Source organism: Bradyrhizobium arachidis (assembly GCF_024758505.1).
Classification (GTDB): Bacteria; Pseudomonadota; Alphaproteobacteria; order Rhizobiales; family Xanthobacteraceae; genus Bradyrhizobium; species Bradyrhizobium manausense_C.
This window is the reverse complement of the sequence record NZ_CP077970.1, coordinates 8,501,821-8,513,108: the sequence shown is the minus strand read 5'-3', so window position 1 is coordinate 8,513,108 and position 11,288 is coordinate 8,501,821. Positions and strand designations below refer to the sequence as shown.

At 64.5% G+C, this 11,288-nt stretch carries 8 protein-coding genes; 5 read left to right on the top strand and 3 right to left on the bottom strand.

The window, feature by feature from the left end:
* Positions 1 to 33: 33 nt before the first annotated feature.
* The 4 genes from KUF59_RS39545 to KUF59_RS39530 all read left to right on the top strand — a co-directional run bounded on the left by KUF59_RS39545 (position 34) and on the right by KUF59_RS39530 (position 3,236).
* Complete coding sequence (locus KUF59_RS39545) at positions 34 to 336, top strand: DUF1244 domain-containing protein (RefSeq protein WP_212456701.1); 303 nt, start codon at positions 34 to 36, stop codon at positions 334 to 336.
* Positions 337 to 543: 207 nt separating this feature from the next.
* Entirely contained in the window at positions 544 to 816 is a 273-nt protein-coding gene (locus KUF59_RS39540; RefSeq protein WP_212456700.1) for a DUF2312 domain-containing protein, read from the top strand.
* Between the two features lie 38 nt (positions 817 to 854).
* A complete protein-coding gene (locus KUF59_RS39535; protein WP_212456699.1) occupies positions 855 to 1,277 on the top strand; it encodes a DUF1801 domain-containing protein in 423 nt (140 codons plus the stop codon).
* 192 nt (positions 1,278 to 1,469) lie between these two features.
* Entirely contained in the window at positions 1,470 to 3,236 is a 1,767-nt protein-coding gene (locus KUF59_RS39530) for an adenylate/guanylate cyclase domain-containing protein (protein WP_212456698.1), read from the top strand.
* A gap of 46 nt (positions 3,237 to 3,282) precedes the next feature.
* Here KUF59_RS39530 and mepK read toward each other — a convergent pair whose 3' ends face one another.
* The 3 genes from mepK to KUF59_RS39515 all read right to left on the bottom strand — a co-directional run bounded on the left by mepK (position 3,283) and on the right by KUF59_RS39515 (position 9,253).
* A complete protein-coding gene (gene mepK / locus KUF59_RS39525; protein WP_258767980.1) occupies positions 3,283 to 4,914 on the bottom strand; it encodes a peptidoglycan L,D-endopeptidase MepK in 1,632 nt (543 codons plus the stop codon).
* A 308-nt stretch (positions 4,915 to 5,222) separates the two neighbouring features.
* Positions 5,223 to 7,412, bottom strand: coding sequence for a L,D-transpeptidase family protein (locus KUF59_RS39520; RefSeq protein WP_212456696.1), 2,190 nt, complete (start codon positions 7,410 to 7,412; stop codon positions 5,223 to 5,225).
* Positions 7,413 to 7,747: 335 nt separating this feature from the next.
* Entirely contained in the window at positions 7,748 to 9,253 is a 1,506-nt protein-coding gene (locus KUF59_RS39515; protein WP_212456695.1) for a sigma-54-dependent transcriptional regulator, read from the bottom strand.
* Between the two features lie 139 nt (positions 9,254 to 9,392).
* On the opposite strand from KUF59_RS39515, the gene KUF59_RS39510 reads away from it, so the two are divergent.
* Positions 9,393 to 11,288 carry a M3 family oligoendopeptidase gene (locus tag KUF59_RS39510; protein WP_212456694.1) on the top strand — a complete coding sequence of 632 codons (1,896 nt, stop codon included), beginning with the start codon at positions 9,393 to 9,395 and terminating at the stop codon, positions 11,286 to 11,288.

Sequence of the window (11,288 nt, the reverse complement as noted above, 5' to 3'; positions counted from 1 at the left end):
ACCGGACAAGGATTTCAGCCAAGGATTTCAACTATGGCGATCGACGACAAAACCAGAACAGAGCTCGAAGCCGCCGCTTTCCGGCGCCTGGTCGAGCATTTGCGCAGCCGGACCGACGTCCAGAACATCGAGCTGATGAATCTCGCCGGCTTCTGCCGCAATTGCCTGTCCAACTGGCTGAAGGACGCCGCCGACGCCAAGGGCGTCGCGCTGAGCAAGGACGAGAGCCGCGAGGTCGTCTACGGCATGCCCTACGAGACCTGGAAACAAAAGTACCAGGGCACGGCCACGCCCGAGCAGATCGAGGCGATGAAGAAGGTCCATCCCGGGCACTGACGGAATGCCATCGGCCGCGTGGTGCGCGGGCTGAGTCGTCCGCCGCACAAGCTTTTTTTGACCTCGCCGCAGGAAGGTGTGGGCGCGCTGTGGACGAGCGTGATGCTGCCTTGACGGAAGGGCCGCCAAACCTAAGGGTCCAACCAGCACGCGCGGTGCAAGAACGCCGGCGTCATTCTCAATTGCCAGTTCCATTAGGAGTACGAGATGGCCATGGCCACCGCCGTGAACGAAGAAGCGCCCGCAACGAAATTTGCCAAGGATCAGCTCAAGTCCATCATCGAGCGCATCGAGCGGCTGGAGGAAGAGAAGAAGGCGATCTCCGACGACATCCGTGACGTCTATGCCGAGAGCAAGGGCAACGGCTATGACGTGAAGGCACTGCGCACGATCGTGCGCCTGCGCAAGCAGGATCCGAACGAGCGCGCCGAGGCCGAGACGATCCTCGAGACCTATATGCAGGCGCTCGGAATGATCTGAGGCTATTCACTCTTGCCGTCGTCCCGGAGGGACCTACCGTGACTGCGCCGCCGCTGCCGCGCGAGGTGAGCCGGGCCTTCGGCGCTCTTCCGGCGCCGATCGGCAAGCGGCTGCTTCAGGTGCGAGAGCTGATCTTCGCCACCGCTGCGGCGCATGATGCGGTTGGCCGGCTGACCGAAACCCTCAAATGGGGCGAGCCCGCCTACCTCACCGAGGAGACGGGCAGCGGCAGCACCATCCGGCTCGGGCGCGTGAAGGGTTGCGAGACGCACGCGGCGGTCCTGTTCAATTGCAAGACCACGCTGGTCGAGACTTTTCGCGATCGCCTTCCGGACGCGTTCGAGTATCGGCAAAACAGGGCGCTGCTGTTGAGCGTCGCCGGTGCCCTGCCGAAGCGCCCGCTGTCGATCTGCCTGTCGCTGGCGTTGACGTATCATCTGGATCGCAAGGCCGGGCGATAGAACGAACTTGGAGCGCGCCGTCGTTCCGGCGAAGCCAAGAGCACAGGCCGTAGTTGTTGCATGGACTGGCCGTTACCTGCCCTTGCGCGGCGCCGGGACGGCGCAAGGATTAGAGTTGGTCCGCAGCTGCCGTGCATCAAGCTTGGGCAAAATCCGCTGGTCTGCTAGACTGCCCGGTGAAGGGACCGAGCAATGGATGTGCCGGGGCCAGAGCGCAGGCTCGCTGCGGTCCTCGCCGCTGACATGGTCGGCTTTAGTCGGCTTATGGAGGTCGACGAGGCAGGCACTCTTGCGCGTCTCAAGACTCACCGGATCGAGCTCATCGATCCCGCCATCGCCAAAAATCGCGGCCGCATCATCAAGACGACGGGCGACGGCATGCTCGTCGAATTTCACAGCGTCGTCGACGCCGTGCTGTGCGCGGCCGAGGTTCAGAGCCGGATGGGACGACGCAATGCCGACGTCCCGCCGCCGCGATGGATCCAATTCCGCATCGGCATCAATCTGGGCGACGTGATCGTCGACCAGAACGATATATTCGGTGACGGCGTCAACGTCGCGGCTCGGCTGGAGTCGCTGGCCGAGCCCGGAGGAATTTGCATCTCGAGCGCGGTGCGCGACCAACTCGGTCAGCGCCTTGACGGAGTTGCATTCGAGGATATCGGCGAGCAACACGTCAAGAACATCGTCCGTCCAATTCGCGTCTACCGGATTCGACTGGAGGAGGAGTCGGCGGGCGCGCCAGACAGCGCGAGGGGCGGTGCAAAGGCGACGGGCAAGTCGAAGAAGCCGTCCATCGCCGTGTTGCCATTTGCCAACATGAGCGGCGATCCGGAGCAGGAGTTCTTTGCGGACGGTCTGACCGAAGACATCATCACCGAGCTGTCGCGCTTTCACGACCTGCTGGTTATCTCCCGTAACTCGACGTTCGTCTACAAGGGCAAGGCGGTCAAAATACAGGACGTCGGCCGTGAATTCGGCGTCGACTACGTGATCGAGGGCAGCGTGCGAAAGGTCGGCGGTCGCGTCCGGGTCACCGTGCAATTGATCGATGCGGAGAGCGATCAGCACATCTGGGCCGAACGCTATGATGGCGAGCTTCAGGACATCTTCGCCATCCAGGACGAGATGACCCACGCGATCGTCGCGACATTGCCCGGCCGCGTCGAGGCAGCCACCCACGACCGCGCGAAACGCAAGCAGACCGACAATATGGCCGCCTATGAATGCGTGCTGGCTGCGAAGCTGCTGCACCACCGCTCCAATCGCGAAGACAATGCGCAGGCGCAGGTTCTGCTCGACCGGGCGCTTGCGCTCGACGCGAACTATGGGCACGCGCATGCCTGGAAGGCCTGTGTCCTCGGCCAGACCTGGGTTTACGGCTGGTGCGCGGATCGCGACGCCACGTTCCAGCAGGTCGCTGCCGAGTTGGAGATCGCGCTGGCGCTCGACGACAATGACAGCGACGTCCACCGCATCCTCGCCGCGCTCAATCTCAATCGCGAGGACCATGACAAGGCCACGTACCATCAGGAGCGGGCGCTCGCGCTCAACCCGAACTACGACCTCGTCGTGGTGCAACAGGGCGAACTCCTGACCTGGCTGGGCCGGCCGGAGGAAGGGATCGACTGGATCAAGAAGGCGATGCGGCTCAACCCGTACCACCCGGAACGCTTCTGGAATCATCTCGGCCGCGCCTATTATTGCGCCGAGAAATACGCCGAAGCCGCTGACGCCTTTTCACGGATATCGCGGCCCGATCACACCCATCACGCCTTCCTCGCGGCGGTCTTCGCGCAAATGGGCAATGCGGTCGCGGCGGGCGCCCACGCGGCGGAAGTTCTCAAACGTGAGCCGGGATTTTCGGTGGCCGCCTATCTCCTTACCCAGCATTACAAGCGCGACGTCGACCGCCAGCGGCACGAGGCGGGGCTTCTCGGTGCCGGCTTGCCGGCGTGATTCACCCCGCACGTCGTTTGCGGCTTACAGCAGGACGAGGGAGAAATTACCGCAGCGAGGCGGTGCGCACGACGAAGGACGTCGTCTCAAGCTTCGCGGTGGCAGTGCCCGAGAAGCTGTCGCAGGACATGCCCTGCATCGGATCGTCGGTGAAGCCCATCGCGATCACGGCCTGCGGCTTTATGAAATAGGCGCGCATCGCGCCCATGTCGACGTCGCCCATCAGTGTCACCGACATCGCGCGGCTGGCGCTCGGCGCCAGCATCACGATCTTGAGCCACATGCTCTCGCCTTTGGCGGCGGAGAGCCGGGCCGAGGTCGAGATCACGCCCTGGCCGCTCTTGCCGACGACGGTGTTGATCTCGGTGGCCGGCGCGAGGCCGCGGGTCGCGGCGGCCGGACGGGGCGCGCGCGGGATCGGCGCGGAAGCGGCAACGATGTTGGTGCGATCGACCGGCGAGGCGGCCGCCGGCGCGTAGGCCAGCGCCTGATAGGCGGCGGCGGAGACGCTCGAAGTCGCCTGCGGGTCGGCGGCGGAGGCGACGGCCTGGCGTGCCCTGAGGGCGGCGACCTGGGCCGGCGTGGCCTGCTGCGGCGCGGCGGGCGTATCCCAGAAGCCGCGTGCATTGATGATGTCGGCCGGCGTCTGCGGTTTTGCCTCGGCTGTCTTCTCGGCGACCGGAGCGGGCTTGGCCTTGGGCGGGGCAACGATCTGTGCGTCGGCGGAGGCGAGCTGCAGCGATGCGGCGATCTGCGGTTTTGCGCGCGGCACCGGTACCGGGTCCGCCGCCTTTTCAGCTTGCGATCTTTCAGGGGACTTGGCCGATGCAACCACGGTCGGCGCAGTCGGCTTGGTGGTCGCGGCCGGTGCGCCCTCGTCGTCCTCGTCGCTCGTCGCGGGCGCGGCCGACTTGCCCTTGAACAGCGCGGCCAGGAAGTTCGGCGCCTTGATGGTCGTAGCGTCGTCGCCGTTGCCGCGCCGCTCGATATCGGCCCGCGCGAGCTCATAGCCCTTCATCGGCCCGCTGGTGGACTGATGCACCGTGCGCCCGTCCGGGAATACCTTGGCGAGCTGGTCATAGGTCATGCGCGGCCAGTGCCGCACGCTGCCGGTGTCCAGATGCACGAAGGGCGAGCCGGAGGTCGGATAGAAGCCGACGCCGCCACGCTGCAGGCGAAGGCCGGCGGCGCGGATCTGCTCCAGCGGCACGCCGGGAATGAAGAAGTCCATCGCATGCCCCAGCATGTGCTGGCTGTGGCGCGCCACGCCCGAGGAGCGGCGGCGGAGCATGGCGTTGGTGGCGGGGGAGCGATAGGAGGAGATGATCTGGATCGGCTGCTTGCCGTCGACGTCGCGATAAACTTCCCAGAGGATGTCGAAGAGGTGACGGTCCATGACCGTCTCATCCTGGTTGCGCCAGTCGCGCAGGAAGTGATTGAGCTGCTTCAGCGCCGCCTCGTCGTAACGGCCGTCGCGCTTGAAGGTGACGGTGAGGTCTTCGCCGGAATGGGTGTGGTGGAAGGAGAGCGTGCGGGTCTCGTTCAGCGCCGTAGCGTCATGAACCGATCCTGCGCCCGCGAGCAACAGCAGCGACGTCAGGCCGATCCTGGAACCGGCCCTGAATCCCGCATGGGACAACGACAACGCAGCGAATTGGCGTGCGAATCCAGTCAGCACGAATGAGCCCACCCAGTCGACGAGCGTTCAAAATGGACTCTCCCGCCAACCCCGCTAGCGCGCGAAAGAGGATGAACGCTTTCTTAAAGCGAGATGGTTAAAACTTGATTTAACCGTCCCGCCCCCAAATCCCTTACCAAGTCCAGAATACAGACCTAACCGGCCGAGTGTGGCGAAAAAAGGCCGGCTGCTGGAGCTTGGATGGAGAATGGTTAACTTTAAGCGATCCCGCCGGGAGACGGGATCGCTGATTTCATTGAAGAATTTTTGTTCTGACGCCGTAAGCCGCAAAGCCTAACGGGCAAGGCTTAGCGGGTGAAGACGCGCTGCGGCCGGCGGCCAACCGGGGCCGGGGGCGGGGTGGGCGGCCCGAATAGCCGCTCGAAGAAGGACGGGCCGGAGGAGCCGCCATTGTTGGCGAAGGCGACGCCCGATGGCAGCGTCGTCGCCGGGCGCGCGTAGCTCGGCTGGGCACGGGCGACCATGTTCTCCAGGTCCTTACCGCGGCCCTTCATCAGCGAGATCATCGCGGCGTCGCGGCCGTAGATGTCCTTGCGGAATTGCAGCTTGCCGCCATCGTCAACGAAAGCGGTCTGGTAGGTGATGTTGACCGGGATCGGGGTCGGGAATTTCAGGTCGACTTCGCTCGTGCCGTACATGCTGCGCACGCGCTCCGGCGTGTACTTCTCGTTCGGCAGGGCGATGTTGAGCAGCACGGAGGCGTACTGATCCGGATACTGCACGCGCATGCAGCCATGGCTGAAGGCGCGCTCGTCCCTGGCGAACAGATGCTTGTCCGGGGTGTCGTGCTGGTAGACCAGGAATTTGTTCGGGAAGTTGAAGCGGATGCGGCCCAGCGCGTTGGCTTCACCCGGCGGCTGCGAGATGTGCACCGAGCCGTCGCGGTTCTGCTCGAGCCGCAGGCCCATGCGCTGGAGCACGGTCGGATCCTGCTGCAGCGCCGGCAGATATTCGTTGTAGACGATCGAGGGCGGCACGTTCCAGGTCGGGTTGACCGTGATGTACTTCATCGTCTCGGTCAGCATCGGCGTGGCGTGGCTGCCCGGCTTGCCGGTGACCACGCGCGTGGTCCAGACCTGCTGTCCGCGCTGCATCACCTTCAGCGTGAAGTCGGGAATGTTGAGGATCACATAGGCGTCGCCGAGCGTCGGCGTGCCGAGGTCGCGCGGCAGCCAACGCCAGCGCTCCATGTTGACCAGCACGGTGTCGATCTGCTTGTCGCGCTTCGGGCTGTTCAGCGCCTTGACGGTCTTGTCGTCGAGGATGCCGGTCGCCTTCATCTCGGCGCCGTCCTGGAATTTGCGGACGGCTTCGGCGACGGTCGCGTCATAGTGGGTGTCGTTGGGATTCTCGGCAATGCCGAGCTTGGTGCGAAGCTGCGGCACGCGCGGATCTTCCACGACGACTTCCGGCTGCTTCTTGCCCTTGGCGGGGGTGTACTTCAGCGCCGGGCCATCGGCGATCTCGATCACCGGGCCTTCGCCCTGGCCGCGCAACTGCGCGAGCTTCGCCTTCAATTCCTTGTAGAGCTTGTGCGGCGGGTTGTAGCCGTCGAGCGCTGCAGAGGCGTCCTTCGCGGTCGTGACCTTCGCGAGCACGTCGTTCGGATCGGTCGGGTGCTCCGGATAGAGAATGTCGGCGCTGACCTGCGAGTAGTGCATCCGGCCGCTCTGCGCCTGGCGCGCATAGTCGAGCATGCTGGCGGTGAGCTTGAGCTCGGCCTCAGCCAGCGCATCGGGCGAGGTGGCGGCGGCGAAATCCGGTACCGGATAATCGGTCGGGTTGAGGCCCTCGGAGGCGGCATCCTTCAGCCGCGCGATCACGCCTTTGGCCGACGCGGTCAGGCTGCCGCCCTGCGTCCAGACCGGCGCGAATTCGCGCCCGCCATAAAACTTCTCGACGGCGGCGCGCTCGCTCTTGCGGTCGAAATAGCGCGAGGTTTTTGCGCCCAGCGCATCCTTGATCTTGTCGGCGACCGGCTGATCGGCGGCCGGGACGTTGCTGGCGGCCTTCACGGGCTCGGAAGCCGGCTCCTTGGCGACGTCCTTCGGCGGCTCGGCCGGGGTTGCCGCAGCGGCGGCGGGTGCAGCCGGGGTTGCGGGCGCCGCGGCCGTATCGGCCTTCGGTGCATCGGCGGCGGGCGTGGTGGCGGCAGGCATGGTTGCGGGAGGCGTGGCGGCGACGTCGGCGGGCTTGCTCTCGACCTTGGTGGGCGCGGGCGCGGTTTCAGCTTTCACGGAGTCCTTGGCGGGCTCCGGCACGGTGGCCGTGGTGTCGAGCTTGATGTCGGCGGCGGTCGGCGGCGGAACGTTGGCGGGTTCGGGGCGCGGGATCGCGGCTTCGATCGCGAGTTCGGCGGCGCTGCTGCGCGCCTGGTCCTGCGCCAGCGCTGATGTCGCCGACACCGTGAGGAAGGTCGCCGCGACCGTCATCAGTACGCGGTCAAAGCCCGCACGGTGGTTCAAACAGTCACGCATTGTGTCGCACCCCTCGGGTGAACTGCCCCTCATGGAACAGCTTTGTTATCGTCTAATCGGCTTCGGCTAACCGCGCCGGCTTGTCGAAAGTTGCACGCCTGCACGCAACGATTCCCTACGCAGACGATATACAGGCCCCGTTTTTGCAGCCAGCGCTACCCGGGACAACTCACCACAAACTGACTTCAAGGAAGCCGCTTTGCAACGGATTGTGCGTTCTTGCCACGCGCTTTTCCCTTTGTCTGTCACTTCCCGGTCACGGTTCAAATCCTCCGTAATGCGAAGGACTTGTGCCCGATTTAGGCCATAAACAGAACGCGGCGACGCGGGACGGTTCAGTGCGTCTCCTCGCCGCTTTTGCCGCCATGTCCGGGAACGCCGGCCTCGTCCAATTTGCGGTAGAGCGTGGAGCGGCCGATTTTGAGGCGGCGTGCGACTTCCGACATCTGTCCGCGATAATGCGAGATGGCGAAGCGGATGATTTCGTTCTCCATTTCTTCCAACGGCCGTACATCTCCGGTGCCGGTCAGCATGGAGAGCGTGCCCGCCGCAGGCAGCGGAGCAATCGGTATTTCATTACCCGATACCATGGCGGGCACCATCGGCGCAGCCATCGGCTCCAGGATCAGCGGCGCGGTGGGGATGTCCGTCGCCTCATGGGGATGCGCCGACAGCAGCGGGAAGTCGGCAAGCTCGAGCTGGTCGCCGTCGCTCATGACGACCGCGCGGTACACGGCGTTCTCGAGCTGGCGGATGTTGCCGGGCCAGTCGAGCTGCGCCAGATGCGCCATGGCCTCGCCGCTGACGCTGCCGATCGCGCGATTCTCCTCCGCGGCGAAGCGCGCCAGGAAATGGCGAAGCAGATGCGGAATGTCCTCGCGCCGCGCCCGCAGCGGCGGGATGGTCAGCGGCAGCACGTGGAGACGGTAGAACAGGTCCTCGCGGAAGTGACCCTGCTTCACCCGCTCGAGCAATTTGCGGTTGGTCGCCGAGACAATGCGGACATCGACCTTGACGGGCTTGCGGCCGCCGACGGCCTCGACCGCGCCTTCCTGGAGCGCGCGCAGCAGTTTCACCTGCGCGGTCAGCGGCAGCTCGCTGACCTCGTCCAAAAACAGCGTGCCGCCATGCGCCTCGACGAACTTGCCTGCGTGGCGCTCGGTCGCGCCGGTGAAGGCACCCTTCTCATGACCGAACAGGATCGATTCCACGAGATTGTCCGGGATCGCGCCGCAATTGACCGCAACGAACGGCTTTGACTTGCGCTCGCCGCTGCCATGGATGGCGCGCGCGAACATCTCCTTGCCGACGCCGGACTCGCCTTCGATCAGAACGGGGATCGACGAATTCGCCGCCTTCTGCGCCGAGCGCATCACGCCTGCCATCGCCTCGGCGCGGGTGATGATGTCGGAGAAGGTCAGCCGCCCCTCGCGGCTGTGACGGATGCGCTGCAATTCGCCCTTGAGCGCGGAGGTGTTGAGCGCGTTGCGCAAGGAGACCTGGAGCCGCTCCATGCCGACCGGCTTGACCACGAAATCAGCGGCACCGGCGCGCATCGCCGAGATCACATTGTCGATACCGCCATGCGCGGTCTGCACGATGACGGGAACGTTGAGGCCGGCTTCGCGGATTTTCGCCAGCACGCCCATGCCGTCGAGGCCGGGCATCACGAGATCGAGTACCACCGCGTCGATCGCCGGCGCATCCGGCGCGGTGAGGACGGCGAGCGCTGCGTCGCCGGAATCGACGACGATCGTCTCATAGCCGCATTTTTGCACCATGTTCTCGACCAGCCGGCGCTGTACAGCGTCGTCGTCCGCGATCAAAATACTGGCAGCCATGGTGTTCCCCGCACGCTACAACTATCTGTCTCGAATCGGGGCACTCTCGCCCATGCCGATTAACGCACTCTTAAACCTTGCCGACCCCAGCCATTGCGATCCCCACCATTGCGATCGTTGAACACAGGTTTTTCGCACGATGTCTCCGCGCTCCACTTCCGCTCTCCGCAAACCGAACACCAAAAAAACCGTCGCCAAGGCAAAGTCCAAATCGATAGCCAAATCGATGGCCAAGTCAGCTGGCAAGCCCGCGAGCAAGACCGGCAAGCTTCCGGAGTGGAATCTCGCCGACCTTTATTCCGGCATCGACGCGCCGGAAGTGGCGCGCGATCTGGAAAAGATGGCCGCCGATTGCGTCGCGTTTGAGACGGACTACAAGGGCAAGCTCGCGACAGGTAGTGCAGGCGAAGATGGCGGAAAATGGCTCGCCGAGGCCGTGCGACGCTATGAGGCGATCGACGATCTCGCCGGCCGGCTCGGTTCCTATGCCGGCCTCGTCCATGCCGGCGACAGCGTCAGTCCCGCGATCTCGAAGTTTTACGGCGACGTATCGGAACGGCTGACGGAAGCGTCCACCCATCTGTTGTTCTTCGCGCTCGAGCTCAACCGCATCGATGACGATCTTCTGGCGCGGGCGATGCAGGCGGCGGAGCTCGCGCATTATCGTCCCTGGATCGAGGATCTGCGCAAGGAGAAGCCGTATCAGCTCGAGGACAAGCTCGAGCAGCTTTTTCTGGAGAAGGCACAGACCGGCTATTCCGCCTTCAACCGGCTGTTCGACCAGACCATATCGAGCCTGCGTTTCAAGGTCGGCGCGAAGGAGCTCGCGATCGAGCCGACGCTCAACTTTTTGCAGGATCGCGACGGCGCCAAGCGCAAGAGCGCGGCCGAAGCGCTGGCAAAGACCTTCAAGGCCAACGAGCGCACCTTCGCGCTGATCACCAACACGCTCGCCAAGGACAAGGACATTTCAGACCGCTGGCGCGGCTTCAAGGATGTCGCGGATTCCCGCCATCTGAACAACCGCGTCGAGCGCGAGGTGGTGGATGCGCTGGTCGCCTCGGTGCGCGCGGCCTATCCAAAACTCTCGCACCGCTATTACGGCCTGAAGGCAAAATGGTTCGGCAAGAAGCGGCTCGCTTATTGGGACCGCAACGCGCCGCTGCCGTTTGCGGCGACCGACACCATTGCCTGGCCGGAGGCCCGAAACATGGTGCTGACGGCCTATCGCGGCTTCTCACCGAAGATGGCCGACATCGCCGAGCGTTTCTTCACCGATCGCTGGATCGACGCGCCGGTGCGGCCCGGCAAGGCGCCAGGCGCGTTCTCGCATCCGACCACGCCGTCCGCGCACCCCTATGTGCTGATGAACTATCAGGGCAAGCCGCGCGACGTGATGACGCTTGCGCACGAGCTCGGCCATGGCGTGCACCAGGTGCTGGCGGCGCGGAACGGCGCGCTGATGGCGCCGACGCCGCTGACGCTGGCGGAGACCGCGAGCGTCTTCGGCGAAATGCTGACCTTTAAGCGGCTCTTGGCCCAGACCAAAAATGCAAAACAGCGCCAGGCGCTGCTGGCCGGCAAGGTCGAGGACATGATCAACACCGTGGTGCGGCAGATCGCGTTCTATTCCTTCGAGCGCGCCGTCCACACCGAGCGCAAGAACGGCGAGCTCACCGCCGAGCGCATCGGCGAGATCTGGCTGTCGGTGCAGGGCGAGAGCCTGGGGCCGGCAATCGAGATCAAGGCGGGTTACGAGAGCTACTGGATGTACATCCCGCACTTCATCCACTCGCCGTTCTATGTCTACGCCTATGCCTTCGGCGATTGTCTCGTGAACTCGCTCTATGCGGTCTACGAGCATGCCGCCGAGGGCTTTGCCGAGCGCTATCTCGACATGCTCGCTGCCGGCGGCACAAAGCATTATTCCGAGCTGCTGCGTCCGTTCGGGCTTGATGCCAAGGATCCCAAATTCTGGGATGGCGGTCTGTCCGTCATCGCCGGGATGATCGACGAACTCGAAGCGATGGGCTGA

What these genes read in the sequence shown, in the direction of transcription:
- KUF59_RS39545 (WP_212456701.1), top strand. Translation starts at nt 34, where the DNA reads ATGGCGATCGACGACAAAACCAGAACAGAGCTCGAAGCCGCCGCTTTC.
- KUF59_RS39540 (WP_212456700.1), top strand. Translation starts at nt 544, where the DNA reads ATGGCCATGGCCACCGCCGTGAACGAAGAAGCGCCCGCAACGAAATTT.
- KUF59_RS39530 (WP_212456698.1), top strand. Translation starts at nt 1,470, where the DNA reads ATGGATGTGCCGGGGCCAGAGCGCAGGCTCGCTGCGGTCCTCGCCGCT.
- KUF59_RS39520 (WP_212456696.1), bottom strand. Translation starts at nt 7,412, where the DNA reads ATGCGTGACTGTTTGAACCACCGTGCGGGCTTTGACCGCGTACTGATG.
- KUF59_RS39515 (WP_212456695.1), bottom strand. Translation starts at nt 9,253, where the DNA reads ATGGCTGCCAGTATTTTGATCGCGGACGACGACGCTGTACAGCGCCGG.
- KUF59_RS39510 (WP_212456694.1), top strand. Translation starts at nt 9,393, where the DNA reads ATGTCTCCGCGCTCCACTTCCGCTCTCCGCAAACCGAACACCAAAAAA.